We start from the raw sequence: 26,059 nt of genomic DNA, 5'->3' as shown, positions 1-26,059 counted from the left end.
CACAGCAACGACATTGACAGGTTCAATAGAGACCTCTGTAACCAATCACCAAAAGGAGGTGAACATGTCTCGAAATCTTGTCCAGTTCTCTCGGCGCTTTGCCGACCACAAACCCAATCCACAGCCGACCCGTTTGCGAATCTTATGGATCGTGCATTTGGATACCCTGAGGAGCACACATTGAGCACCCTACTTGAACGTGTTCTGCCTGATGATGAATTGCTGGTGCCAGATAAAGTGGCCGCATCCATCTTAGGTTTGGACAACCCAAAAACACTTGCAAACTGGCGCTCACAAAGACGCAATACCGACCTCGAATTCATTCGTATTGGTCGCAACGTCCGATACCGCCTCGGTACTCTGAGAGCATTTCTCAAGAGCAAGACTATCAAAGGTTGAGCGCACATGCGCATTAGGAATCAATATGGAACCTACTCAATTAGTGAATCATGAAAGTGAGATTGCTCCGCCCGTCACTGTCGACGGGCATAACGGCAACACTGGCGAGTCTTTACCTACGCAAGATGTGTTGAATGACTACTGCTGCTTCAACAAAGGCGATCTAGCAATCGTAGTGTTGGGCAAAGATGTCAGCCCCATTATTGCAATGGTAGGTATTGAGGAAGTGGTACTGAACGGCAAGATGATTGCCGGAATGTCGAACTCCAAAACAGCGCATGTTCAGTCCCTTGTTTGCGGGTCAGATCGGAATCTGAAACTGGCCACGGACGTGAGGGCACGGATTCAAAGCGCAAACAAGCGCAGCACCACGCTGGTTGATGGTAAGCCGAGCTTTCAGCATCTTTCCGTTGAGGGTGCCAGAGCGACCATTAATTCGACTGATGCGGTTGCAGGCAACTGCGTGTCTATTTACCAAGGTTGCGCCGCGCTTGATGGAGCCGACAGTTTGCCCGCGATTCAAACGTGGAAGGACTTTGCTGCTAAGAAGAAGCTAAAGGTGCTTATGTTTGTAGGCGAGAAGAATTTTGACAAAGGTGGCATCGCAGCACAATTTGCAGACCACATCATCAAGGTTGAAAACTGCGAATCTGATGCTGGATGGGAATCCGCCATGTCACTGGAGTCGAAAGTCTTGGTAGACCTCTTGGGCTCCAGCAATGCAGACAAGACGTTTCTACAGGCAAAGGGGCTCCGCGATCAATTGAAGTTTTCCATCGAGGCCTTTCTATCAGCAGATGCGTTCAGTCGATCCATATGGAAGTTAGCAGAGTCAGGCATGGCGCAATCAACGATTGCAGAGAAGGTCGGGAAGAACAAATCCACCATTTCCCGAATTTTGGAAAAGTTGCCGAAGATCGACAAGCGACAGCGCAATGCCTCAGTACCGCAGCATGTTGCAGAAGTTGCATGAATTAGAGGACCAGTACTTAATCAACGCAACCAGCGCAACCACTCCCAATACCGGACAACTCGAAGACTTCAACCTCAAACGGAATTTATTCCAGAAGGTCGATGCTCTTGGTAGATGTCCAACTCGATCGAAAACCCAACTGCAAAGTCGCAGTCGATCAGCCCCTGATTTAAGCGCCAGCACTCTGGCTTGACGATCAGGACTCGGGTGACCTTCGAGTAGGTCAAAACACCCTTTAGCTAAACCAATCGCTGATGTTTTACATCAGCCTGGGCGTAGCGTTGTCTCAACGCTTCAACCCAGACCAAATCGAAAGTAAATTATGAACCTAGCATTTTCAGCCCCAGGTACCGTGACCATCTGTGGAGCTTCCTTTCTCGGGCCACACAAAGACGGGCAAGAACGCATAAAGAGCGGGCTCAGCAGGGTACTAACCAGCGGGAATCTCTATGAAGTCAAATGGAATGACTTTGGCACTCCGTCTGCGAAGAAGGTCAGAACAACGCCTGGCTTCTCACAAAAGACAAAGGTCACGCACCGCATTTTTGGAATTGATCGTTCGACAGGCCAGGAGTTCTTTATGGAGGGGGTACTCACTTGCTATGTCCCAGCTCGCTACAAAAAAGCTGCGAAAGACCGCGCCATCTTCAACCGAGTCTTTGGAGACAATGAAGAAGCAGAACTGTGCTGCAACTGTGAGATATGCCGCGAGGTAGAGCGACTTAAACCAAGCCTTGCCCGACAGCTACTTGGTTAAAAGTGCCAACGCCGGTCTGCCCATCGCGCCGAGTGACTGCAAAACAGTGCCTTTGACACTACGTCAAAGCGGTTTTCGTGAACGTCACGCTGTAAATGACTGTTGGCATGTCAAAAGCGTCAACGCCGGTTACGCCAAAAACACATGACAAGCAACTTCGTGCAGTTGATGCCTTCCCCAATGGTATTGAGCGCATCAACTGCCCTATTCAATGGAAAACATGATGATGAAGACCTCGCAGAAACACACCAATAAGAACACTATACGTAGTGGTAAGACTATCAACAGTAGTAACTTTGGTATTGATGATTACCTTAGTGATTTGAATGAACCTGATGAACCAGTCAGCAAGACCAGTAGCTCAAAGCACGATGGCACCATCACACCCAAGAGCATTAAGGTCATTACACCAACCAGTACAGGCAAGTCGCTGCATGTGCTGAACCAAGATGGACAACGCGCCAACAAGGCACAGCGCCTTACTAAAGCGGTAGCAGCCAAGCCATCGACCAACAGCACACAGCAGCGCAAGCCTGACCAGCAGATCATGGGCACCACCAAGCCCACGCAGATGAGTTGCGACAAGATCGAACTCAACGCCTATGTAAGTTCGCATGAACTCGAAGGGGCGGTGCAGCGTGCTTTGGAAATGGTGCGGGAGAAGGAGCTGGTCAAGAGCACCAGCAAACAACGGCATTACAAAAACGTGTTCAAGCTGCCGTTTGAAAGCGGGGCCTACGCGATGTTCATGATGACCCCGAACAAAGCAAACATCAAAGCACAGATGCAGCTAGTGTTCAACCCAAATCCCAGTCATATGAACTTGGACGATGCGCGCATGATGAGAAAAACATTTCGCAAGTTGTTTGGTTTGAATGCTCAGGCCATTGCAAGTGCCATGTTGTTCCACCGTGTTGACATTTGCGCCGATTTTGACCACCTCATTGACGACCTGATCATTGATCTTGATGGCGTAAAAGTTGGAACACGGTTTGGTTTGACGACGGCTAACGGCGGCACCATCAAGTCGATTTACATGGGCGGAGTCGAATCCCAGCATCACGGTGTAGCCTACGATCAAGTCGCAAGCGATAACTACAAGGCGAATGTGGGTGAAGTCACCAGTCGCCGCCGCTCCTTGCGTGAGGATGCAGAAATAGCTTTTGATGCCACCGTACAGGGTCTGCGCATTGAAAGCCGCCGACTATTTAAGCAGCCTATAGGTATTGCGGAGTTGAGCAAGCAAACCGATATTTTCGGCGGCTACAAAGTTTGGGAGGTCAAACCGCGTCCTGGCATCCGAATGTCACCCGAGTTCGTTCACTACATTGATTGTGTTCGCCTGCGTGGGTTCAACGGTGCACGAAGTTGGTCACTTGCCAATGCCGCTGACAAGCAGGCAACTATCTCGCTGATCGCAGGCCATGAAAAGACCCTGCGCCATATGGTTGCCGACTGGTGGCGACCAGAAGACTTCAATGCCAGCTTGCTTGATGTCTTACGACAGTCACCGGCATGGCTCTTTTTGTCGGTGCTGGACAAGCGCTGACAGTTGGTCAAATCGGCGTTTTGGCGGTCTTTTTAGTCACAGCCAGCGGTGGCTGCATCCGATACCAGAAAAGTCGCTCAAACGTCGTTTTAAGCCGGTTCTGGCCACCATCGCCAACCAGCCAAGTTCAGCAGCGGTGCCACCGGACTCAAATTCGGTCGGTAAGTGATGGACGGCGCATGCTTGTTTCAAGCATGTAACTGATGCTACTGTTACCGATACACACTGAACGTGCCCTATCAGCTTCCACCAACTGGACATAAATCAAGACCCACATCAGCATAGTCCCCAGTGTGCCCCGTAGCATTCCTATTGCGGCGGCAAGATGAAGCGGACTTGATTGGGCTTACCTGCTGGCATCAACTCGAAATGGTGAGGGAACTTCTTGAACAGCTTCGTGGAGGTCGCACTCTTTGCAAGTAACTTTTCGTCATGCAAGACCTTAGCCACATCACCCAATGGTTGCCATTGCCCAGCCTTCAAATTTGGCACCGCCGCTAGGATTCTTGGAACTGTGACGGCATCGCTTGCCGCGCCTGTGGACTTCTTGGCAGGGACCTTCTTTGCCACCGCTTTTTTTGCCGCTGCTGGTTTGGGACTTGCAGTCTTAACGACAGGCAATTTTGTTGCTGCCTTCTTTGTGACGGCACGTACTGGTGCGGTCGCTATTGGCTTGGGTTCTACGACTTTGGGCCCGTCAACTTGATCGCCACCCACATAGATCACTTGATCGTAGGCTGGCACAGCATCCTGCGCCATCTTGCTCCGTTCGGTAACGCAAACGACCTTGATACCCCGCTCCCGAAGTCGCACAACCAGCGGCACAAAGTCAAGATCACCCGAACCGATAACCATAAGCTTTGGTCTTGGAGTCATGCAGGCCAACTCCATAGCGTCCACACCCAGCGACATATCAGTGGTGTTTTTGGGGAGAGGCAGATTGACGAACAGACGAACAGCCCAAGTGCGCAACGTATCTGCCAACCCTTTCAAGTTTTCAGCACTGCCATAGGCGCGTCGAATTGAAATTGAGCCCTCTGTTCGCTCAAGCGTCTGGAATGCCTCATCTATCCATGCCGGTGATGAGAAATTGTCGGCGTCAATCAAAAATGCAATCACTGTCGGTCTCCCCTGTTTACTGACATTAGAACAGCGATATTAATTTTCATACCCTGCCATAATGGAACCGGCTTTGGGCAGAAGCCATCCACCCGTCAAAGAAAAGCTGTTGACAGCACTGCCGACATCCACTTCCCACCTCTTCATTTCATGTTCAGGTCCGAGAAGCGGCAGACGGGTGACGTTTTGCGTGGGCCAGGAGAACTGTTATGTCGAGTGAGAACATTCGTCCGTCAACTTTGGACGGCATTAAGCGCCTAGCCAAGTCAATCAAAACCGAACGTGCAATTCAGCACGCAGTGGCCCTTGATGAAAGTGCTCGATTGGCTGGGTTTGAGAATTTCCGTCATGCGCGCAACAAGCTGCAATTTGACCAGCCCAAAACACACAAGTTGCGCAACCTCCATCGCGTCTTTCTTACTGTGTACTGGCGCGACAAAAAGACTGACATCCGAGGACGCGAAACGCTAGAGCTTCACCTCTCCACTTTGTGGAGTGATTTGGTCCAGCCAGTCCATTTTCAGAACCACCGGGCGATAGCGAACTTTCGCCGTGAGGGGCCAGATCATCTAGCTAAACCAGAACTTGCTGACTCGCAGTCACGTGCAAGGTATTACGCCTGCGCGGCGGCGCGCGCTCTACAGTTTATGGATGCGACAAAGCTACGGCCTTCAAAAAGCCACAGCCGAGCCTATCCGGGTGGACGCTCCAGCAATGCCGTGCCTGCTCACGATCATGAGAGTGTTTGGTACGACCCGGAAACGAAACGGTATCTGTACGTTGACGAGCCCTATGAGGAAGCAGTCGAACGGGCGATGAAAGAGCGGGAGGCTTGGGCAATGAGCCATGGTTTCACAATCATGAAGCCATCATGGCCCGGAATGTACTTTCCCGATGGTGGCACCCGCCTCTACCTTATCGCGGATTCACAGAAGGGAATTCCACTGGCACCTGTGGTCGCTGCACTTGAGCGGCTGCCTGCTCCGATAGTCGAGGCAAATTGGAATGGGGAGTCTGCACCTTCCCTGCCGTACTTTGTCAGTCCTGGCACTATCGAGCATGCGAAAGCAATCAAATTGCCACCTCAGAAGCCCCGCAAACCGACAACGGGCAAGCGCAATACTGTTGGCTATGTTCAGACTTTTGTTGGTGCACAGCGGAGGCCCAACGGCACGATGCCAGTGGAGATGCATGCCAAGGTAGGCGAACTCTTGAAGTCAGTGCTGGTTGCCAGCTATCACCGCAAGGGTGTTTACAACCGAGTCGACGGAATTCGCAGCGAGCTTGATGAATGGACTATGCGTGAATACAACCGCGCAGAGCTACCCAGCGAAGTGTTCTTTGACCTCTACTATCACGAGTCTCGCAACACCTATGAACGCTCACTTTCGGAAAATGACCGACTGAAACATGCCCACAGCTTGGAAGAAGTGAAGAGAATTTTGGCTGCGCATTACCCAGACAGTAAACCTCTGCGCTCTGTCTTGAACAAAGTCGATGGAGCAATCAAGTCAATGCAGACTTGGGGAGCTTAGATGTGTGGTGACAAGTTCCCCCTGAATTGATGGAACCTGTCACCATTTCTGCGACTGTCTCGAAAGACATAAATGGAACACATAAACCACCGTCCTGCAATTGTTCAACCGAACTCGCCGCTTAGAAGAATACCCGCATCATTTAACGTCAGGCAGCGGGCCTACTTTGATGGAATCGTCTATTCCATTGAAATCGCTGACATGGCATACCGGCGACTGAGGGAAACGCTTTGGAGCATATCGAAGAGGATTGATGAGGACGATGACATTCAAGAGTATGTCCATGCTGTCGCTGATGCTTGGCTGGTTATCGACTCTCTCAACCGTTTGAGAGCACTTTGTATATCAGCACCATTGATTGCTGGAAATGAATACTGCCGAGGCTTTGTCCAGAGCTTGTATCCGGTCAAAGGTATGCGAAACAACGTACAACACCTAGATGGTCGAATTGACAACATGGTCAGAACGAAGCAGCCGGTATGGGGCTCGCTTAGCTGGGCCGTAGTTACTGACCATCCCCCTACAAAAGCCAGACTTCACACATTGGTTGCTGGGTCATTCAGGCCGGGCGAACATGAGATGGTCGATATCGGCGGGCGCAGTTTTTTGATGCCCGTGGACGCGATAACTCTAACCGCAGGTGGCGAGTCGTTAGAACTCAGCGGTTTGATGGTTTCCACAGCGGATTTCACTGCGCTGGCCGAGGCTGATTTGAGCCAGCTAATTGAGCCAGGTGAGCCGTACACCAGAGACTTGCATCTCATGACAGAGGTAACCTTCAACGATAGCGAAGTGCCTTCTGGAAAACTAAAGATCACGTTTTCCTGATTCAGGTTTGCTGCCGATTCGCATCAGAAAGTCCGCAGTACCAAATTTCACAGTAGGCTAGGCGTCTTGTTTGAGAGTGGTCTGACATAAGTCGCAAGGTGCACATCATTGACATGACGAGTCACCGCCCTTATCTGCCAGTTTGCAAGGCCAGCGATTGACCCTTCAGTACAAAAGCCAGCCCTAAGCGAGTGTCCACTGAAATCATTAGCGTTTGCCCCTATGCGTGCAGCCGCTCGTTTGACAATCAACGCCACGCTCTGCGGTGATAACTTACCCGGTAGTACACGGTCGCTGCGTGACACTGCCCGAAACACTGAACCCTCAACAATCTGCGCCAAAGCAAGCCACTCTTGAACTGCGGCAACTGCACACCGTGAGCCGTTCGCCTTCGGCACAAAAATCGTCTGTCCATGACCCTCGCCATCAGTCTTACTGCGACGGACCAGCACATCCATTCCCCCATCCAAAAACGTCAAGTCAGCTACCTCAAGCGCACACGCTTCGCTGCGTCTCAACGCACCACAAAAAGAAAGCATGAGGACTGCTTTGTCGCGGGCAAAAGCTATTTTTTTCTGGCTCTGCTCTCCCACGATCATCATTTCAATCAAAGTGCTTTTAACAACGGGGGTTACACGTCGGGGGCGAACGCCATGTGTTCGCCGGATACCTGCCAAAGCTTGCTGCACGAGTAAAGATTTAACGGGAGATGGCAGGTTTTTCCGCATCGCGGCCTTGTGCAGCGAAACCATGCGCCGTTCCAGCGTGCCAACTTTGTGGTTCCCAGCATATTTCGCCAGATATTCAAGAACAGCAGCGGGAGGGCTTTCTGCAAAAATTTCATTGATAGCCAGGTGGCGCATGTCACTGTCAAAGTTTCGGCGTGTGGATTCAGCGGTTGCAGCTTGAATGTAGCCATCTGCAATGGCCGAAAAATCGCCGGAAACGACCTTTGGCGGCTTCTTTGGAGCTTGTCTGTTTGTGTGTGGCTTGCTGGTCTTGGCATCGCTCAAAGCGGCTGTATTTTGGTCAGGGAATTTGGACATTTTTTGCCTTTCTGGAGGGGTAAAAAGACGTGCAAAACCATACTCCGAAGCTATTGCTTTGGAAACGGAAGCACTACATTCGATGGGTTGAACGACGAATTAAATTTCGTCGCGCTCTCAGGCGTAAAGACGTGCGGAATTAGCACGCGCCGAGGGCATTGCAAGAAGAAAATTAAGCGGGAAAACTTAGAAGAAAAACTAAACTGACACAGGGCGCGACAGTCGATACCCCTCGCCATTTCGAGCAAGAAGTATTTTCAATTTTGCCAGGCTATCTACAACCAGGCAAGCGGTGGACATTTCTCAAGTTAGCCTAGTTGCCGAATACCTCGACAAGTAGGAAATTTTGAGCAGCCCCAGAATTCACCGCCAGCATTGCCACCTTTGCGAGCCGTACGTTTGACCATGCCAGAACCACACTGCGGGCATGCTGGTTCACTTGAGGCGGCTTGTTTTACCATCTGAGGACGGCTGGCAGGCTGTTGCGCTGCAGCCGTTAACGATTGCTTCGCCTGCTTGATCATGGCGAAAAGCTTTGGACCATCCACTAACTGAACATTGCGACCATCAGCAAACGCTTTCGCATCATCGGTAAAGCGCCCGGAAGTAACCACAAAACCACCAGTTGCGCCCTTAGCGGCCATCACGCCATACAACTCGCGCACTACGTCTACGCCAACTTTGTAGGCTTTCCACTGCTTGCACTGAACAAGAAATTTCTCACTGCCCTTGGTCAGGGCCAAGTCAATGCCGCCGTCAGGCCCACCACCACCAGTTTCGGTAACACGGTAGCCCTGCAATCTGTACGCTTCGCCCACCAACATTTCAAACTCACGCCATGACATGCCATCCAACGCATTGGCACTCTGCGCCTGAGCAACGTCCGCTACTAAGGTCGTGCGCTGTTTGCGTCGAACCAATGACATAGCGGCACCAACCAAGCCGACAAGCGGAACCAGATACTGCCCAATTGAAGCAAAGCTTGCGAAGACCGTCTGCGTGATGAGATTACCGACTTGCCCCGGCTGGACAGCCGTTACCTGAACCGGCGCGGCCATACGGTGCAAAACCACATAGCCAACTGCGGCAATTGCAACACCAGCCCACCACGGCATCAATGACACTAAATCAAGCATGTCCTCTAAGGGGCTCGTCTTACGTTTTCTCGCCATCAAAATCTCCCTGTGTTTCGCTTTTTACTAGGCCTTCAACGCTTGGACAGGCCATACGTGAAAGAATATGAGCTTTACCAGTTATTCCAAAGATTGATGGCGGCATTGATAAATGCATCACCGTCAGCCTTTGGCCAGCATGTGTGGGTCGAATCTCTAAGTAAGTAATACTGCTCGTTTGCACACACCAACTTTTCTTTTTCAGCCTCTTCCTGAAGCCAGTTGAATGCATTGATAAAGCAGGTTTGATAGCTTGTAGAGAATAGATTTGAAGGCACGTTGTATAGCAACCCTTCGAGATAGTAAGAGGGTGCAACGCCTGCTTTGAGTAGTCCATCATCGACACACCGGCTGCGCATATTCTTCAGAATCCTCACCATCGGCTTCAACCAACTATTAGTTGCCTGATGCTTTGCGGTCAGGTTCACAGAGTGCTGCTTTGGGTAGTTGGCAATTCGTTCACCTGCAGAGTTCCAAAAACAAATGCCTTCCGTATAGGAGCTTTCGCTTTCATTTTTGAATTTGTAATAGCGCCGGAATTGGGCTGCCACTATCACGTCAGCCTTGCGTCGATTCCCGTTGGGAGATATAGCTATCGCCTTACCGCCTTCTTTCACGTCTTTGCCGTACTGTGCAGTCAGCGTCTTTAGTACATCCCGTTTGAAATCATCATGCGTGTAGGCAGCATCAGAATAGGCTTGCTTGTGCGCAGCTTTCTCGCCTTCGTTCAATTCGGAAAAATCGCTGTAAAAGCAATCGTCAAGCCTGATTACAAGGTCCACATCACTTTCGGCATAGATGTTGGTGTCATTGCCGTATGAACCCTGCAAAAATACCTTGTAGTTCTTGCTCGCGTATGGCGTTCCAGCAGCCTCAAGAGTGTTCTTGATCGAGTTGTAGGTATTGCTGGACTGCTGAATGGAGCCCTGATGCGACCACGTATCCAGTTGTGATTCACTAATTGCCATGCCTCACCTCACATTAGGAATTCTTTTAGTTGATCTTCTCGGGGTGCAAAGGACTCTCGCCCCCGCTGCCGAAGAACATTGAGCTTGTCTAAGTTGTGTTCCATCAGATCGGTGGCCATCTCAGGTCGCTCAAACGTGTCGCTTACTCGGATTGTTGGCACGTCCCGAAACAATATTGTCCGCAACTGGTCCATTGATTGAGTATTGATTTCAAGCGTCTTTTGCAGAAGTTCAATACTGTTAAATGGAATTCTTTTGACGATCTTCATGTACCACTTGTTGGGATCGGGATAGACCCCAACTCCGACACTTACAACACGAAGGTCCGAACGATCTTTTTTGAGGGCAGCCACAGCATCCGCAATGGCATATAGCGTTGGATTATTCGCACAATAACCACCGTCCAATAGCTCAACCTTGTCCCCCGCCGAGGTTGTAACTGTCGTACGTTCAAAGAAAGGGAAAGCTGAGCAGGACGCCTGCACGGCATCAGCGATTAAGACTCCAAAGCCTGGCGCAAATGTTCCTACCGACCCATGTGCTTGCTTCACATTTCCCTTGAAGATCATGGGTCGTTCGCTCATCCACTTAGTAGTGACAACACCAATCCCGGTTTTTACATCAGCGAACGTCTTTTCCTTAAACACTTCATGCGCCAGCGATTTAAGAGCAGCAGTACGCCCACTTCTTGTGCGACATGACATGACCTTTGGCACGTGTTCTTTGTAGAGGGAATGAATTTCATCGACCTCGTATCCAAGGGCAATCAATGTCGCAATGATCGCGCCTGTACTCGTACCGAAAATAATGTCAAACCGTTTATAGAGCGGGCAATTCAACATTGCCTCAATCTCTTTCAAGACGCCAAGGGTATAGAACCCCTTGGCACCACCTCCATCCAGTGACAGGATTCGACAGCGAGAGTCACTCGGATATTCAGTCGTCAAGGTCGATATTTTTTGTATTTCTTGCACTTGTTCTTCCTCCCTATTTGGCGCTCAGGCGCGTTGTTCAGATGAGCCGGGCCTTTGCCTGAAGTCGTCAAACTTTTGCCAACCCGGTACATGCGCCGTCAGCACAGCTTTGAATACTTTTCCGTGCATTGCATACCGCATGTGCAAAAGTTCATGCACGATCACATAGTCTTGAAAAGACGCATCCATGTCTGCAAGGTCTGTGGCGAGCGTTACCGTTCCTGCGGATGAACAGGAGCCCCATTTGTGCCGCATATCTTGCACTCGTATCACTCGCGGATTCACACGCAGTTTGATTGCCCACGCATGTGTTTTACGCCGCAGTTCTTGTACCGGATAGAGGGTGGATTTCATGAGTCGCCCTCTGCCAATAGCGTTTTGATAATGAGGTCAACGACTCGGGCGCGTTCGACTTGCGATAGCGCCAGAAGGGGCTTGTACAGTGTGCCGCGCAACCTGCGTTGTTCGTCAGGGTTTACTTGGGCGTTGGGGAACTTGGTCAGCAATTCTTCAGCCTCTTTGGCAAGCTGCATGGGATCAACGCCTGCCGTCTTCAGTGAAGCGTCGTCTCGAAGCGTCCATGAAACTGCAAACGCCTTGGCAGATAAGCCGCTGGCTTTGGCGGCTTGCATGGCTTTATCTTTTTCTGCCGCAAGGGCTGCCAACTCGTCCATTGCCGCAAGCCCAGTAGTTTTGCGTTCTTCCAAGTCTTTGAGAATACGTTCTGCTCTGTCCTTCAGGGGTTGGAGAACGGGAGCAGCGGCAGGGTTCTCATCTATCTCATGCTGCAATCCGCGCACGAGGTTGAACACCTTTCCTTCATCAGTTCCATCCTCACCACGCAACGACTGGAGCGTTTTAACGTCAAAGGTCACGGTCTTGGTTAACCTGCCAAGCCCATGCTGCTCTGCGTTTTCTTCAATAAGGCGACGCGTCTTGTAGGCCAGATCAGCCACAAAACCCACCTTTTCGGCGTAGGCGTTGCGGACTGCGGCATAGAGTTGGGTGAGTTGTTTGTACGTGCTGATGTGGTCACGCAGTTCAGGTGAGGGTGAGAGAATTTCCCAAAGTGCTTCGACTTCTTTGTACGCCTCAAAGAATGTCTTGCGTGCTTCCGGCACAAGAAAGCGGCCAAACACCAGACGTTCAAGCTTTTCGTCAGGGCCACCGCCCTCGGGCATTTGCAGATACTCTTTCTCTGCCTGCTCGATTTTCTTCAGGAAATCAGCCAACAAGACATCGAGGTCTTCAATGACTCCACTTACGTCTGAAGAGTCAAATTTCAGCGCCTTCTTCAACTCGCGCAGCACGCCCACAAAGTCCACAACCAAACCTACTCGCTTTTGCACGCCATTGGCATCCACATACGGGCGGTTAACACGGGCGATTGATTGCAACAGCACGTGGTCACGCATCGGCTTGTCGAGATACAGGCAATACAAAGGTGGCGCGTCGTACCCCGTCAGCAGTTTGTCTGTGACGATCAGAATCTTTGGGTTCTCGGCGGGCTTCTTGAACAGTAGACGAACATCTTCCTCGCGCTCACTGGATAGCTGCAACTGCGCTACCAATGGGCGATCAATCACATCTGCCGCGCTTTCGGTATAGACCGCTTCAGTCCACTCGGGCGGAAGCAGTTTGTCTAGCTCCTTCTTATACTTTGCGCACGCCTCGCGATTGACAGCAACGACGAAAGCCTTGTAGCCCAGCGGCAGCACGCTTTCCTTGAAGTGGTTAGCCACAAAAGCCGCCACCTTTTCAATCCGATCATCAGCGGTAAGGAAGGTGCGCAAGCCAACGGCGCGGTCAAGCACTTTGTTCAACTCTTCAACGTCAGTTACCCCCTCGCTGCCAGCCAGAGCAAAGAACTCTTTGTCCAATCGCTCAATGGGCACCGTCATTTCCGACGGTGCCATGACGTGCTTAATTGGGAGCGTGGTTTCATCGGCGATGGATTCAGCAATGGAATACTTGTCCAAGTACCCCAGATCATCCTGCGTGCCAAAAATCTTGAACGTGCCTTCGCCTTGCGCGGTTCGGGAAATGGGCGTACCAGTGAAGCCAATGATGGTGGCGTTGGGGACCGCAGCCATCAGGTACGTTCCCAAGTCCTTGGCAACCGAACGGTGTGCCTCATCAATAAATACATACACGTTGTCACGCAGGCAACTGTCTTTGCGAATCGCTTCAAACTTGTGAATCATCGAGATAACAAGGCCGCGATAGTCCGCGTCTAACAAGGCTTGAAGTTCATTCTTGTTTTTGGCACGAGTCACCGCAATGTCTTGTTGCTGCATTTCACCCAGCAGACGCTCAACCCATCCCTTTAACTGCCCCTCAAGTTCGGTTCGGTCAACCACCAAGATGACGGTCGCATTGGCAAATTTGGCCTTGTCTTCAAGGATTTGCCGTGCAGCGGTCAGAAGTGTGAATGTTTTGCCAGAACCTTGTGTGTGCCAAACCAAGCCGCGTGTCTTGGTCGGGTCAGCGCATCGGGTCAAAATGGCATCAATGGCGCGGCGTTGATGCTGGCGCAGGATGGATTTTCGGGTCTCACCATCCTGCACATAAAACAAAATCCAATGTTGCAGTGTGCGCAGGAAGTCATTTCGCTCAAAGAAAGCCTGCACAGCAAAGCGGTAGCTTTCTTCTGGTGCTTGCTTCCAACGTGCCATGTCTCGGCGGTTTGCATTCCAGGTCACGCCATACCAGTAGTCCAGCAGGTGCGTTACGTTAAACAGTTGGGGCGCTGCCAAAAGTTCCGGGGTCTCGAACTCATATCGGCGAAGTTGCTTAATTGCACGCTCTATGGCGTCCCCATCCTTGGGGTTCTTGTGCTCCACAATGGCAACGGGAATGCCGTTGACCACAAACATTACATCGGCACGATTGCCTTTGCGAGCGGGGGGTTTGATCTTCCATTCCCACGTGACATGGAATGCGTTGGCCTCGATATTGTCAAAGGCAATCAACGTGATGGGGCGGTGGCGCTTTTCTGCTTCGTCATACCATTGACGTTCACCACGTAGCCACGCCAGCATTTCACGGTTGCCTTCAATCGTGGCAGGGAGTGCGTCTAAGGTTTCAACCACTGAGCGCACAGCATCCACCGTCAACCACGAATTGAAGGCGCCGATCTTTTCTTCCAGCAGCAGGCGAAAGAATGCACCCGATTCGCCGCCTCGGTAACCCCGTGCATCGTCAGGTGAAATGGCCGTCCAACCAATTTCTACGGCGTGCTTCACCATGGGGAACTGAACTGTTCCTGCTTCGCTGATCTTTAGTCCTGAACTTTTGCCGCTGGGGTTTGGTTGTCCGCTGGTCATCGTGTGCCTCTTGACTACTTCGTACTGAGTTACTTGTTGCCGGACTTTTTGCTGGACTTACCAAGCAAGCGGGTGGTCTGCGCAGGCAGCTTCTTTTCTTCAGACTTCAGGCGGCGCTCCAACTTCTTCACGTCTTCCGCAACAGGCAATTCTTCGGGCACGATTTGCCTGTCTGTCAGCAGCTTGCGCACATCGCGGTTGTTCTTGACGTGTTCTTGGGTGATGTTGGCTTCACCCAGCAAGTTTTGCTGCTTGACTTGGGTGTTGGTGATTTCGTTGACGAAATCTTTCGCCTTAATAGTGATGGTAGGCAAAAAATCAGCCAGCGGTCGGCCATCAGGCACTGCGAGGCGGTTCTTCATCCCTTGAGTGGTGACCCCGCCGAAGAGGGCTGCATCTCCCTTGCTCAAGATGCGACCGAAGCCCTGTCCATCAATGCCGCGCTCGTAGAGCACGCCGGAAAGCTCTTTTTGTGACAGCGTGAGCTTCTCACGCGCCTGCACGCGCTCCCACTCTGCCATGCGGGTTTCGATGATTTCTTGCTTACGGGTCTGCACCGCAAAGTAGGTCATGGCGAAAGCGATCGCATCCTTGCGAGGGTCGCCGTTCTGCGCCACAAGGTAGCAGGCGTAGCGAGTCAACGCCAGATCGTCCACTTCGCGCTGGGCACCCTTGGCCAGGTCGATCATTTTGCTGACGTCAGCAAAATGATCTGACACCGCTTGGCCCGCCTTCTCGCAAGCCATCTTGGCCTTGTCGATCACCGCTTCAAAGTTGCGCCACTGCGTGTAGCCCAACAGTTCTTGAAGCTCACGCGCCAGCCAGTACTCAACGCCCTCGTTTTGGTGGGCACAATCCTCAAAGCTTTTGTGCAGCCGTTGAATGATTTCTTTTTTCACGATTGCTCCCTTATTCCAATTTTGGGTCGTGGTTCTCTAGGCGCAACCACGGACGTGTCTATTTCCTCGGCAGTAACCTCACCCGTCATCAGCTTGTTTAGCAACGACCGAAAAAGCTCATCTAGCACCGATTCCCTTTGCTGATGCAGCGAAATCTTGCGATCAATAGAATCAAGGATCGTGACGATCTCCTGCTGCTCCGCAAGATCAGGAAGCGGTATGTGCAAACTTTTCAGAAATGCACAAGTCAATGCCCCCTTTGTGCTGCCGCCCCCAGATGCAACTTGCCGAAGGTATTCATACTGAGTTTCCAGGTATCCCCGGACGAAGCTGGGGTTAGCTTTGCTTGTATCTGTTTGGAGATATGCAACGTGCTGGCTAACCGTTGCTTCAATAGTAAGTACCGCACAATGCCCCAGCGTCTTTCCCTGCCCGGTAATTGCCATTAACACAGCGCCAGGCTTAACTCTTGGCAAGTGACATTTGGCTAAGGCAGTGTCGGTTACGAACTGATCCGCTGACGTAATCTCACGGTCATAGACTTTGGCACTTGTCAACCAAGGATAGAAACCGCCAACCCAATACTCCGGCTGTGTTTTCTTGGGGGTTGACCCGTTTCCAATTTTTCCAAGCGTTCCAAGTTGAACAATTTCCCAACTTCCAGGAGCCAAGCCAATTTCAGTTTCTTTCTGCAACTCACCTCTCATGCCGCGCGTGAATAGATTTCTCATCGTTGCGGTTTTTAGCTTGCGCGCCAATTCATGCTGGCTCGCTTCAGTTCGCCTGGCTACCTGTACATGGCTCAGTAGCTGTCCAATGCTCTTTTGTTCATCCGCTCTCGGCCAAGGTACTTCAATTTCTCTGAATCGCGCACCTATGATGCTGGCTTGTGCAACATGTGAACGAGCAAGCATCTCGGACTTCCCTATCATCCAATGATGGAATATTGCGAAACTGAGATAGGCTGGGTCTATTGAATTCTCCAGCAGTCGAATTCTGGTCATATGGTTTGAAAAGACCAACTCCTCGTCGCTTGTCCAAAGCGCGCATTTCCCCGCAAGTTCTTTTGTATTTGTGTTGTTGAATACGATGTCACCCTTTTGAAGGCGTGGCTTTTCAGATGCAGCGTGAAAGGGGATTGACTTGATCTGATCCAGATGAATGGAACCGTCCGTTCCCACATTGAACGGCCGAATATGAACTTCTCCATCTCCATTTGAGTTATGACCTCCGAAGGGGAAACCAGTGGTGACTTGGATTTCATTTGCATCAATAAGATCACCAAGAGTTCGATGGCTAAAACTTGATTCGTACATTTTTCAGCCCCCAACAACTTTCGCGAGCATGGCAAAAAGCTTTTCATCTACCTGCCTGCCCATTTCAGCAAGGCTCCTAGATTTATCAATCAAGTCAACCAAACTGTCTCCGCTTGCCGACTCAGATTGCCCTACCCATCGACTCGGACTAAGGTTGTAGTCCGTTTTTTCAGCTTCCTCGCTGCCAATGATGACTAACTCACCGTCTACCGCTGCGCCCCTCTGGTACAACGCAGCGATGGCTCGAATCTGGTCTTCTGGTAAATAGTTTTTCGGCTTGCCCTTGAGGTAGCGTTTGCTCGCATTCAACAAGATGATTTTGTCTTTGCGCGCAGCAGGCTTGCGTTTAGACAAGACAACAATCACGCCAGCAGCGGTGGTGTTGTAAAACAAATTTTCGGGTAACAAAATTACGCCGTCGATCAAGTCTCTGTCCACAAACCATTTGCGGATGTTGCGTTCCTTGTCTTCATTTTTGGAACCTGATCCGCGTGTCACTGCTCCCGTATCCAGTACGACAGCAGCACGGCCATGATCACTTAGGCAACTTAATGTGTGCTGCAACCACGCCCAATCGCCTTTGCCGCTTGTAATGCCGCCAGTAGTACGAAACCTATCAAATGGGTCATTCGCGAATAGATCTGGTGCAAACGGCTGATTCCACATCGGGTTTGCAACCACGATGTCATGGGTGCGAATCTTGCCATTGGCTTCACGGAACTTAGGGTTAATCATGGTGTCGCCCCGCGCAAGCTCCACTTCCATGTCGTGAATGATGGCGTTCATCTGTGCAACGGCATAGCTTTCAGCCTGCAACTCTTGCCCAGACAGTTTCAGCGGTACGCGGCTGGTGGGGTCAAGCTCACGCGCCACAAGCTGCAATTTGATGAGCAATCCAGCAGAGCCACAGGCGTAATCAAGGCATGTCTCGCCTGGTCTAGGCCGCATGATGTGCGCCATCAAAAAGCCGACTTCGGTTGGCGTGAAGAACTCGCCCGCACTTTGCCCCGAACCTTCGGCAAATTTGCGAAGCAGGTACTCATATGCACGACCCAAAAAGTCCGGCTGTACGTCGGCAAGCCCCAAGCGATAGCGAGGGTCAGAAAAGGTCTCGACCACCAAGCGCAATTTTGCTGGGTTGATGTCTCGTTCACCATTGCGTTCGGCTGCAAAGTCCACAATGTCGATTACCCCAGTCAGTGACGGGTTGTGCTTGACCACGGCACGCACTGCTTTGGTTAAGTGTTCGCCAATGTCTTTTGGTGAAGTCGGGCGGCCTTTTTCATCCAGCGGCCACTCAAATGGCTTTTCATCTTTGTCGTAACGGCCACTGATGACTTTCCAGCGTGCTTCCGCAGGCAGGTAAAACCGGAGCAGAGAATGGTCAGATTCGGCAATTTCCAATGCAGTGGCGCGGTCGCCATAGTCTTCTGCCAAGCGGCCAATCTCATCATCAAACACGTCCGACAACCGCTTTACGAACAGCAGTGGCAGCAAGTAATCTTTGAATTTGGCGGCGTCTTTTTCACCCCGAATTGAACAAGCTGCATCCCACAGCATTTGCTCCATCGGCTTAGTAGTTGGAGCCGCGTTGCTGTCTTTCATGCGACGGCGACCAACTTTTGTGCTTTCAGGTGCGTTGGTATCCGCGTCGGACTCCATGCCAGCCTCTTGCTTCATTCGCTCAAGCATTTCAAGCGCGGCACGTTGAGGCTTGGAGTCGCCACCTTCCCAGCGGTTTACAGTGGTAAAGGCGACACCAAGACGTTCAGCAAACTGTTCTTGTGTCAGACCGAGATGGTTGCGCAGTGCGCGGATGTCGTTGGGAGAAGGGAGAATTTTTGCCATGTTTGCAATATATGCGATATTGCAAAGCCGTGCAAGTTTTTTCTCAAATCGCGAAAATATGCTCAAAAATTAAGCAATTTCGCCACTTCAGTAGTCTGGCCAGTACTTGTCCATGAAGCACTTTTTTTACCGTTTTGAGGCCGTTAAAGTGGCTGTTTAGGGGGCAAAAACACCACTTTCAGATGGTCAACCGGCTACTTCTGATGGCTTTTACATCGAAAATCGTCTAAAATACAATTATTGGTTGCCAATTCCATGAAATAGCGGTTTTTGATCGAATTTTCAAGATCGGCAGCCGATGCTAAGCAAGCTCTGTTCGCCAAGAATTTTGGCTTGCTTGACCCGCCCCAAGCACACTGTTTGAGGCCGTCGCCCAACTTCACCGGGCGGCACTGAAATCCCACGTATTCGAGCACCTTCAGACCGTGTTCCTGAGCCTTCAACGCATCAGGGCGCTTCGTCGTGCTCGTTTGCATCCCTGAAACCCTGACCGATCCTGCGCCGTCGCCAGCCCATGACGGGCGCAGCGATGTCCGGAGTCTTGGAGAAAAACATGTGCCTCGATAAATCCCTGAAAGAAGCCTTCGACACTATCCGTAAGGCCGCCTGCTTTGACAGCCATAGTCTTGTTCCACACCCTGAGAACCTAAATTTTCAGGCCAGTGAAGAACGCCGTGCCATGCACCGATTGGGCACTCAATTGGCCGAGATTGTAGGCACCCCTGCTGGCGAAGATTTGCAGCATTGCGCTCACACTGTGCGACGCTATTTTTGGAACGAGCTGGGACTGTCCCAGCCGCCCGAATTGCCCACCGATGTGCCGCGTTTCTTGCTCAAGCCAGATCACGCCATAGAGCGCAGAATCGGCGCACAGGAGCTGGCTGACCAACTGGCGGCGGTAACACTGAGCGATACGCCCGCGCTGTGCATCGTGGCATCCAAGTTGTCGTTGTTGTCGAAGCTGTTGAATTTGGGCGACACGGCCATCAAATATCTAGGGCTGGCCTACGCACATTGCAGCATCCACAGCCTGACCAATGACGAGTCCAGTACCCTCAAAGTCGCACTGTCTCATATTGGCTTGGCAGACGATGCCCACCTCAATCGTGCAGTAGCCGCTTTATTGAATGTGCCACTGGATGATGTTCAGGCCCTGTTTGCACCATCGTCAATACTCGTTTCTTTGAGATTCGTTGATGCTGCCCCCTTCAATCGAAGGCGCACTTTACGGGATGTATTTGTACTTACCGATGAGTTTGTGACGTTGCTGGAAACACCGTACCGATCACACCAAGCACTACTGGCAGGCATTCTGGAACCGGAGCATGACTTCGATTTGTTGGACGATGGCACCACGCCTATTGGCTATCTCTATGAGATTTTGCCCAAGGACATAGCCGAAGCTTATGAGTGTGCGGTGCTAGGTCGGCCATTGAAATCCATTCACCTTCAAGCATTGGTCAGTTGGTACACCGCAGGGTTTCGCATGCTTCCGTCGTTTTACTCGCCATTGGCTGGTCACATCACGGTAGAAGCTCTGCGCGATGCGATCAAACGAGCGGCACTGGAATGCGCACAAGCCAACAAACCGTTGACTTCTCATGCACTGGTCAAGGCACTCTACGCCGCATCGACGTAAGCGCATGACCACGTCAAGCGGTTTACAGGACAAAAAAAATGCAGCAATCAAGCCACGGAATACTTGACCCGGATGATGCCCCGGCTGGCTTTTTAGCGGTCCTCAAAAGTGAAGTTGCTACTGCCGATCTTGGAAACATCTGTCGAGCTTGCGATTGGCGCAGTGGGTGCAATGGCCTTGAGCACCGCTGCATGACCTACACGGTCATTAGTCGAATCGACGGGCGCGAACTCAAACGTCAAGACGGTTGCAGCGTCGTATTCAAACGTCGCGCTACTCCCGACGAAGTGCCCAGCGGCTGACGCAGTTCACGCAGCACTGACACCCTGATTTTTCAGAAAAACGAAGTATCGGATAGCTCATGCCGAGGCTTTGATACGACCAATTTTTTAACAACACGGAAAAGATCATGACCACCAACAAAGACATCCAAACCGACACGGAGCAGGTAAAGCCGCCAGTGACCATCATCACCAACGCTGCCAAGTTCCAACTGGGGCAGTGCGTAGCCACACCGGGCGCGCTGGCACTGCTGGAGAAAACTGGATTCAGCGTAGCGTTTCTCATCAACCGACACCTTCATGGTGACTGGGGTGACGTATGCAAAGAGGATGCCGAAATGAATGAGTTGGCGCTGATTGATGGCAGCCGCATCATGTCGGTGTACCGCCTGGTTTCGCCCGAAAAGCTCAAAGCAACGTCACGTTCAAAGCGTTCGGAACTGCCAACTGTATGGAGCATTACGGAAGCAGTTGGTGACTATGGCCGACGTGCCAGTAGCTGCCTGCTTTTGCCGGAGGAGTACTGAAATGACGGCGCAGAAATCGCAACAAAGTGCTGTCGTTTCGTATCGGTTTCAACGGTACTTTCACATGCTGCAAACCTCGCACTACCTAGCCGTGCAAACAAGTCAAAGACAACTTGCGACACCTCTGACGTTTTTTCAAGGGAAAACCGATGGTTGCTGCGGCCTGATGGTGTTCCTGTCCCTGCTTGTAATTTTTGATCTAGCGAAAAGTTCGGCGCTTGAAAATCTATCAAGAAGGAAGCACGGAATCCCTGCGCTTGTCTGGTCAGCGTTTCAACACACATACTTTTCTGGCGTTCACGCAGATGAATTCGTCGCTCTGGTTGACTCGCTCAAGTTGCCGCTGAACTTGACCCTGCGCGAAAGCAAAGAAGGCGGTTTAGACCGCTGGGTGGTGGACTGCTTGATGCGCGGCGAACTACTCGCCATCGTGACGGCCAACGCGAAGAACTCCAAGTTCAAGCATTGGACACTGGCCCTCGGAATTGAGGGCTTGGTAGCAGGGCGTGAAAGCAGACCAGACACGATTTTGCTGCTTTGCCCATCGGCCAGTGAGCCAAGCTACAGGCCGCACAACGCAAGGCTCCGTGTGCCGACCACTGGCCCCGGTAGTCGCGCCGGAAAGTCTGCCGAAGAACTAATCCAGTCGCCCAAAAGTAAGGTAACGAGCAAGCCCCTCCACTGGCTTTACGAGTCCGGTGACTTCGCCACAGAGCAAGTGCGCTTGGTGTCAGCGGTTCGGTTCAGGTACGCCGACTGGAATTAACGGAGTTGGATGAAACAGCGGCTTTTGCTGCTCGCCTTGCCAACTTCTGCGCTGGTTTGTCTAGTGTGGCTTGGTTTGCACGGCGCTTGTCGCCGCCCTCAGCCACTGGCTTCATCGTGGCAGTGATGCCCTCAAACAACGTCGGAAGTGTGATGCCCAGTGAGTAACAGAGGGTAGCCAGCGTCAGCAGAGATGGATTTATCCGACCTGTCTCCATTTTGCTGATGCGCGACCGCTCCACTTCCGCGTCATACGCTAAATCGACCTGCGTCTTATTTGCTGCTTCGCGGTGCCGCTTGAGGTTCTGTCCCAGTGCAAGCGTCACCGGATTTGGCAATGGACTCGTCGAACTGTTGGCACCCCGGCTGCTTTTCGGGGCTGAAGTTTTCATACTCCAAGGTTCGGCCAATGTGCTTTTCAGGGAAACGTCTTAAACGACACAGTACATTCAGATATGTGTCGTTCGCAGCACATTACTTTTACAACGTAATCAAGGAGAAACAAAAAATGAAACACCAATTGAAATGCCTGCTAGCGGCAGCCGCCCTAGGTTTGAGTGGCATGGTTGCTAATGCAGCCCCACTCTCCGATCTGTCCTCTGGTCAGAATGGACGCATCGAGTTCAACTCCATTACGCCCCAAAGCATCTGGAGCTATGCCCGGAAGAACATGACCGATACCAAATCCGTGACCGTTTGGGGCGATTTGCTGATGCCCAAGAACACCAGTGGCAAAGTACCTGCAGTGATCTACTCACATGGCAGCACCGGAGCAAGCGCGGCAGCGTTTGATGTTTGGGCGAAAGAGCTGAACAACGCAGGCATCGCGCTGTTTGTGGTGGATAGCTACAAGCCGCGAGGCATATCGGAGACACAGACCAACCAAGACCAACTTAGTCCTGGCGCTCAAATCGCCGACTCCCTGAATGCTCTTAGGCTCCTTGCGACGCATCGAAGTATCGACTCAAGCCGCATCTACAACATGGGCTTCTCGCGTGGCGGCAGCATTGCGTACTACACGGCATGGCCTATGTACCAGCGACCTGTAGACACCGCTGGTGCGAAATTCGCAGGACACATTGCGGTGTATCCAGGCGTTTGTGAAATCCGATACCGCGCCGATGCCAACGACAAGGCAACAGCACCGATCTTCATGGCGCTCGGAACCAAGGACGACATCATCAATGAGTCCACTTGTAAGCAGTACATGGCGGAGGTTGCAGCTAACGGGAACAACGTCACCGTCAAGAGCTACCAAGGCGCATATCACGGCTGGGACACACTGAACCGCTTCGGCTATCTCCAGAACTCTCACGGTGCGTACGACTGCAACATGGAGCTACAGATGACCGATAAACCGGGTGGTGGTGTCGGCATGAACGCCAAGGATATCAAGAATGGAAAAGCACTCACCAGCTACGACGACTGGAATGCTGCTGTCAAAGGCTGCATGCAGCACAAACCAATGAGCTACGGCGGTGATGACAAGCAGCGTGCGTCGCTGATTGTTGATGTCCTCGAATTCATCAAGAAGTAAGACACAAAAACAAAAGCCACCCGAAGGTGGCTTCTGAAAGTTTTGGTAGGCCGTGACAGACTTGAACTGTCGACCAAAGGATTATGCGTACCACTTCGACTTTCGCCGCCCGTTTCCGGTTTGTGGTCTGGACTCTATCTTGCCTTTCGGCCTTCCCGTCGAGTCTCTACACGTTCTCCTTACGGAGCTTCGCTCGGTATTGGCATGGCGCTATCAGCGCCAAAGCTTTCACCGAATTTGAGAAGTTCTACATCCAGGCAGAGTTAACTTACCCAGTGCAACCCATTTTGAAAAAACCATGCGCTTTCGCGTTTAGGTTTCTTCACTTTAAGTCCTCTGCTCTAACCAACTGAGCTAACGGCCCAAAACTTTTTCCAGCACTGAGAATCGGAATTCATCGCCGATCACCACTGCTGGTTGCAATACGGTTGCAATGTCCACCTCAGTGGAGTTTTTGCAACTGCAACAATTTCAAAGGAGTCAACTAACTTAAGTCAACAAACCATTACAAATCAAACACTTACAACGCCAGCCCGCTAGAGCCATGCCTGTCCGGAAATTCTAGTCCCCGAACAGAGCAATTGATTATGAGTCCTCTGCTCTAACCAACTGAGCTAACGGCCCAACCGAACCGCAGATTGTAGCCGCCTGCAGAGGGCTATTTGTGGTGGCTCAGCGCGTTGCTCACCAGCTTGGAGGTGATGTCCACGATTTGAATCATGCGGTCATAGGCCATGCGGGTGGGGCCGATCACGCCTAGCGTGCCGACCACTTTGCCGTCCACCTCGTAGGGGCTGCTGACGATAGACAGGTCTTCAAACGGCACCACCTGGCTCTCGCCCCCGATGAAGATGCGCACGCCTTCGGCCTGGCCGGTTACGTCCAGCAGGCGCATGAGCTGGGCCTTTTGCTCAAACAGCTCAAACGCGCGGCGCAGGTGGCCCATGTCGCTCGAAAAGTCAGACACCGACAGCAGGTTGCGCTCGCCCGATATCACCACTTCGTCTTGCGTCTCCGAGATCACCTCCGAGCTGGCGTTCACTGCGGCCTGCATGAGGGCGGCAATTTCGCCGCGCAGGCTTTCCACCTCGCTTTGCAGGCGCTGGCGCACTTGCTCGATTTCCAGCCCCATGTATTGGCTGTTGAGGTAGTTGGCCGCCTCGGCCAGCTGGCTCTGGGTGTAGTCCACCTCGGTGTAGATAACGCGGTTTTGCACATCGCCATCAGGCGCCACGATGATGACCAGCAGCCGCTTTTCAGACAAGCGCAAAAACTCAATATGGCGGAAGGCCGAAGTGCGGCGCGGCGCAATCACCACTCCCACAAACTGCGACAGGTTGGACAGCAGGTTGGCGGCGTTAGAAATCACGCGCTGCGGCTGGTCGGGCAGCAGGCTGTGGGTGGGGAGCTGACCGTGCTGCACGGTGAGCATGGTGTCCACAAACAGGCGGTAGCCCCGGGCAGTGGGCACCCGCCCTGCCGAGGTGTGGGGGCTGACGATGAGGCCCAGGTCCTCCAGGTCCGCCATGACGTTGCGGATGGTGGCGGGCGAGAGTTCCAGGCCGGATTCCTTGGACAAGGTGCGGCTGCCAACGGGCTGTCCATCGGCGATATAGCGCTCTACGAGCGCCTTCATCAACATCTTGGAACGTTCATCGAGCATGGCGGTCATTTTAGTAACCTATTTAGTGTCTAATTTGCCCATGTTGTCCCAATTTAGGCATGTCGCTCTGATCGGCAAGTACCAAACCACCGGCACCAGCGCTGCCGGGGCCTCGTCCCGCAAATCGCTGGACGAGATTGCCCATTATTTGATGGACCAAGGCTGCGAAGTGGTGGTGGAGGCCGACACCGCCGCCAACACGGAGCTCACCGACTACACCACCCTGGATGTGGCCGGTATCGGCACCCACTGCGACCTGGCCCTGGTGGTCGGCGGAGACGGCACCATGCTGGGCATAGGCCGCCAGTTGGCCCGCTACGGGGTGCCGCTCATTGGCATTAACTCGGGGCGGCTGGGGTTTATTACCGACATCCGCTTCGACCAGTACAAAACCACCCTCGCGCCCATGCTGGCCGGTCACTACGAGGTAGACGACCGCAGCCTGATGCGGGCCCGCGTCATGCGCGACGGCCACTGCGTGTTTGAGGCCGAGGCCATGAACGATGTGGTGGTGAACCGCGGCGCCACCTCGGGCATGGTGGAGCTGCGGGTGGAGGTAGACGGGCACTTTGTGGCCAACCAGCGGGCGGATGGCCTGATCATTGCCACCCCCACCGGCTCTACCGCCTACGCCATGTCGGCCGGGGGGCCGCTGCTGCACCCCTCCATCCCCGCGTGGGTGATGGTGCCGATTGCACCGCATACATTGTCAAATAGGCCGATAGCCCTTTCAAACACTGCGCGAATAGCTATCGAAATAGTAGCAGGGCGCGATGCCAGCGCCAACTTTGACATGCAGAGCCTGGCCAGCCTGATGCACGGCGACCGCATTGAGGTTACCCGCTCCGAGCACGCCGCCCGCTTTTTGCACCCCGTGGGCTGGACCTACTTTGACACCCTGCGCCAGAAAATGCATTGGAATGAAGGGGTGGCCTAAG

General features: G+C 52.3%; 22 protein-coding genes. 10 read left to right on the top strand and 12 right to left on the bottom strand.

Annotated features, from left to right (window positions below; all coding sequences use genetic code 11):
- The first annotated feature begins 180 nt into the window (after positions 1-180).
- The 3 genes from QZW03_RS08520 to QZW03_RS08510 all read left to right on the top strand — a co-directional run bounded on the left by QZW03_RS08520 (position 181) and on the right by QZW03_RS08510 (position 3,678).
- Entirely contained in the window at positions 181-399 is a 219-nt protein-coding gene (locus tag QZW03_RS08520; RefSeq protein WP_296509554.1) for a hypothetical protein, read from the top strand.
- Between the two features lie 25 nt (positions 400-424).
- Complete coding sequence (locus tag QZW03_RS08515; RefSeq protein ID WP_296509553.1) at positions 425-1,372, top strand: hypothetical protein; 948 nt, start codon at positions 425-427, stop codon at positions 1,370-1,372.
- Between the two features lie 977 nt (positions 1,373-2,349).
- Entirely contained in the window at positions 2,350-3,678 is a 1,329-nt protein-coding gene (locus QZW03_RS08510; RefSeq protein ID WP_296509552.1) for a hypothetical protein, read from the top strand.
- A gap of 309 nt (positions 3,679-3,987) precedes the next feature.
- Here QZW03_RS08510 and QZW03_RS08505 read toward each other — a convergent pair whose 3' ends face one another.
- Positions 3,988-4,797, bottom strand: coding sequence for an NYN domain-containing protein (locus tag QZW03_RS08505; protein ID WP_296509551.1), 810 nt, complete (start codon positions 4,795-4,797; stop codon positions 3,988-3,990).
- A 209-nt stretch (positions 4,798-5,006) separates the two neighbouring features.
- Here QZW03_RS08505 and QZW03_RS08500 point away from each other — a divergent pair, with 209 nt between their 5' ends.
- Positions 5,007-6,332 carry a DUF5623 domain-containing protein gene (locus QZW03_RS08500; RefSeq protein ID WP_296509550.1) on the top strand — a complete coding sequence of 442 codons (1,326 nt, stop codon included), beginning with the start codon at positions 5,007-5,009 and terminating at the stop codon, positions 6,330-6,332.
- A 72-nt stretch (positions 6,333-6,404) separates the two neighbouring features.
- Positions 6,405-7,160 carry a hypothetical protein gene (locus tag QZW03_RS08495; protein WP_296509549.1) on the top strand — a complete coding sequence of 252 codons (756 nt, stop codon included), beginning with the start codon at positions 6,405-6,407 and terminating at the stop codon, positions 7,158-7,160.
- 47 nt (positions 7,161-7,207) lie between these two features.
- On the opposite strand, the gene QZW03_RS08490 is transcribed toward QZW03_RS08495, so the two are convergent.
- The 9 genes from QZW03_RS08490 to QZW03_RS08450 form a co-directional block, all read right to left on the bottom strand.
- Positions 7,208-8,206, bottom strand: a complete 999-nt coding sequence (locus QZW03_RS08490; protein ID WP_296509548.1) for a site-specific integrase — start codon at positions 8,204-8,206, stop codon at positions 7,208-7,210.
- Positions 8,207-8,514: 308 nt separating this feature from the next.
- Positions 8,515-9,378 (bottom strand): restriction endonuclease, encoded by an 864-nt coding sequence (locus tag QZW03_RS08485; protein WP_296509547.1) that lies wholly within the window; start codon positions 9,376-9,378, stop codon positions 8,515-8,517.
- A gap of 74 nt (positions 9,379-9,452) precedes the next feature.
- Complete coding sequence (locus QZW03_RS08480; protein ID WP_296509546.1) at positions 9,453-10,346, bottom strand: nucleotidyltransferase; 894 nt, start codon at positions 10,344-10,346, stop codon at positions 9,453-9,455.
- 8 nt (positions 10,347-10,354) lie between these two features.
- Positions 10,355-11,320: a patatin-like phospholipase family protein gene (locus QZW03_RS08475; RefSeq protein WP_296509545.1), complete on the bottom strand. Its 966-nt coding sequence runs from the start codon at positions 11,318-11,320 to the stop codon at positions 10,355-10,357.
- 24 nt (positions 11,321-11,344) lie between these two features.
- The gene (locus QZW03_RS08470; RefSeq protein WP_296509544.1) at positions 11,345-11,674 is read right to left on the bottom strand and encodes a M48 family metallopeptidase; all 330 of its coding nucleotides are present in this window, start codon (positions 11,672-11,674) and stop codon (positions 11,345-11,347) included.
- Positions 11,671-14,646 (bottom strand): HsdR family type I site-specific deoxyribonuclease, encoded by a 2,976-nt coding sequence (locus QZW03_RS08465; protein ID WP_296509543.1) that lies wholly within the window; start codon positions 14,644-14,646, stop codon positions 11,671-11,673. The genes QZW03_RS08470 and QZW03_RS08465 overlap by 4 nt, the downstream gene beginning before the upstream one ends.
- A 29-nt stretch (positions 14,647-14,675) precedes the next feature.
- Positions 14,676-15,545, bottom strand: a complete 870-nt coding sequence (gene dinD / locus QZW03_RS08460; protein WP_296509542.1) for a DNA damage-inducible protein D — start codon at positions 15,543-15,545, stop codon at positions 14,676-14,678.
- Positions 15,542-16,861 (bottom strand): restriction endonuclease subunit S, encoded by a 1,320-nt coding sequence (locus QZW03_RS08455; RefSeq protein WP_296509541.1) that lies wholly within the window; start codon positions 16,859-16,861, stop codon positions 15,542-15,544. Before QZW03_RS08455 ends, dinD begins: the two co-directional genes overlap by 4 nt.
- A gap of 3 nt (positions 16,862-16,864) precedes the next feature.
- Positions 16,865-18,709, bottom strand: a complete 1,845-nt coding sequence (locus QZW03_RS08450; RefSeq protein WP_296509540.1) for an N-6 DNA methylase — start codon at positions 18,707-18,709, stop codon at positions 16,865-16,867.
- Positions 18,710-19,223: 514 nt separating this feature from the next.
- Here QZW03_RS08450 and QZW03_RS08445 point away from each other — a divergent pair.
- The 3 genes from QZW03_RS08445 to QZW03_RS08435 all read left to right on the top strand — a co-directional run bounded on the left by QZW03_RS08445 (position 19,224) and on the right by QZW03_RS08435 (position 21,922).
- Positions 19,224-20,348 carry a hypothetical protein gene (locus QZW03_RS08445; RefSeq protein WP_296509539.1) on the top strand — a complete coding sequence of 375 codons (1,125 nt, stop codon included), beginning with the start codon at positions 19,224-19,226 and terminating at the stop codon, positions 20,346-20,348.
- 409 nt (positions 20,349-20,757) lie between these two features.
- Entirely contained in the window at positions 20,758-21,156 is a 399-nt protein-coding gene (locus QZW03_RS08440) for a type I restriction endonuclease subunit M (RefSeq protein WP_296509538.1), read from the top strand.
- Between the two features lies 1 nt (position 21,157).
- Positions 21,158-21,922 carry a hypothetical protein gene (locus QZW03_RS08435; RefSeq protein ID WP_296509537.1) on the top strand — a complete coding sequence of 255 codons (765 nt, stop codon included), beginning with the start codon at positions 21,158-21,160 and terminating at the stop codon, positions 21,920-21,922.
- Here the strand turns inward: QZW03_RS08435 and QZW03_RS08430 are convergent.
- The gene (locus tag QZW03_RS08430) at positions 21,900-22,313 is read right to left on the bottom strand and encodes a helix-turn-helix transcriptional regulator (protein WP_296509536.1); all 414 of its coding nucleotides are present in this window, start codon (positions 22,311-22,313) and stop codon (positions 21,900-21,902) included. The genes QZW03_RS08435 and QZW03_RS08430 overlap by 23 nt on opposite strands.
- 116 nt (positions 22,314-22,429) lie before the next feature.
- Here QZW03_RS08430 and QZW03_RS08425 point away from each other — a divergent pair, with 116 nt between their 5' ends.
- A complete protein-coding gene (locus QZW03_RS08425; RefSeq protein WP_296509535.1) occupies positions 22,430-23,458 on the top strand; it encodes a dienelactone hydrolase family protein in 1,029 nt (342 codons plus the stop codon).
- Between the two features lie 658 nt (positions 23,459-24,116).
- Here the strand turns inward: QZW03_RS08425 and hrcA are convergent.
- On the bottom strand, positions 24,117-25,121 hold the full coding sequence (gene hrcA, locus QZW03_RS08420) for a heat-inducible transcriptional repressor HrcA (RefSeq protein ID WP_296509534.1): 1,005 nt from the start codon (positions 25,119-25,121) through the stop codon (positions 24,117-24,119).
- Positions 25,122-25,161: 40 nt separating this feature from the next.
- On the opposite strand from hrcA, the gene QZW03_RS08415 reads away from it, so the two are divergent.
- Positions 25,162-26,058, top strand: coding sequence for an NAD kinase (locus QZW03_RS08415; protein ID WP_296509533.1), 897 nt, complete (start codon positions 25,162-25,164; stop codon positions 26,056-26,058).
- The last annotated feature ends 1 nt before the right edge of the window (position 26,059 follow it).

It is taken from the genome of Rhodoferax sp. (genome assembly GCF_013297935.1).
Classification (GTDB): domain Bacteria; phylum Pseudomonadota; class Gammaproteobacteria; order Burkholderiales; family Burkholderiaceae_C; genus Allorhodoferax.
Note: the sequence above shows the minus strand (reverse complement) of the source record. Positions and strands in the feature narration are given on the sequence as shown.

Bases quoted from the DNA above. Each gene is read 5' to 3' on its own strand.
- QZW03_RS08515 (WP_296509553.1), top strand. From the start codon at position 425: ATGGAACCTACTCAATTAGTGAATCATGAAAGTGAGATTGCTCCGCCC.
- QZW03_RS08510 (WP_296509552.1), top strand. From the start codon at position 2,350: ATGATGATGAAGACCTCGCAGAAACACACCAATAAGAACACTATACGT.
- QZW03_RS08500 (WP_296509550.1), top strand. From the start codon at position 5,007: ATGTCGAGTGAGAACATTCGTCCGTCAACTTTGGACGGCATTAAGCGC.
- QZW03_RS08495 (WP_296509549.1), top strand. From the start codon at position 6,405: ATGGAACACATAAACCACCGTCCTGCAATTGTTCAACCGAACTCGCCG.
- QZW03_RS08490 (WP_296509548.1), bottom strand. From the start codon at position 8,206: ATGTCCAAATTCCCTGACCAAAATACAGCCGCTTTGAGCGATGCCAAG.
- QZW03_RS08485 (WP_296509547.1), bottom strand. From the start codon at position 9,378: ATGGCGAGAAAACGTAAGACGAGCCCCTTAGAGGACATGCTTGATTTA.
- QZW03_RS08480 (WP_296509546.1), bottom strand. From the start codon at position 10,346: ATGGCAATTAGTGAATCACAACTGGATACGTGGTCGCATCAGGGCTCC.
- QZW03_RS08470 (WP_296509544.1), bottom strand. From the start codon at position 11,674: ATGAAATCCACCCTCTATCCGGTACAAGAACTGCGGCGTAAAACACAT.
- QZW03_RS08465 (WP_296509543.1), bottom strand. From the start codon at position 14,646: ATGACCAGCGGACAACCAAACCCCAGCGGCAAAAGTTCAGGACTAAAG.
- QZW03_RS08455 (WP_296509541.1), bottom strand. From the start codon at position 16,861: ATGTACGAATCAAGTTTTAGCCATCGAACTCTTGGTGATCTTATTGAT.
- QZW03_RS08450 (WP_296509540.1), bottom strand. From the start codon at position 18,709: ATGGCAAAAATTCTCCCTTCTCCCAACGACATCCGCGCACTGCGCAAC.
- QZW03_RS08445 (WP_296509539.1), top strand. From the start codon at position 19,224: ATGACGGGCGCAGCGATGTCCGGAGTCTTGGAGAAAAACATGTGCCTC.
- QZW03_RS08440 (WP_296509538.1), top strand. From the start codon at position 20,758: ATGACCACCAACAAAGACATCCAAACCGACACGGAGCAGGTAAAGCCG.
- QZW03_RS08435 (WP_296509537.1), top strand. From the start codon at position 21,158: ATGACGGCGCAGAAATCGCAACAAAGTGCTGTCGTTTCGTATCGGTTT.
- QZW03_RS08430 (WP_296509536.1), bottom strand. From the start codon at position 22,313: ATGAAAACTTCAGCCCCGAAAAGCAGCCGGGGTGCCAACAGTTCGACG.
- QZW03_RS08425 (WP_296509535.1), top strand. From the start codon at position 22,430: ATGAAACACCAATTGAAATGCCTGCTAGCGGCAGCCGCCCTAGGTTTG.
- hrcA (WP_296509534.1), bottom strand. From the start codon at position 25,121: ATGCTCGATGAACGTTCCAAGATGTTGATGAAGGCGCTCGTAGAGCGC.
- QZW03_RS08415 (WP_296509533.1), top strand. From the start codon at position 25,162: ATGTTGTCCCAATTTAGGCATGTCGCTCTGATCGGCAAGTACCAAACC.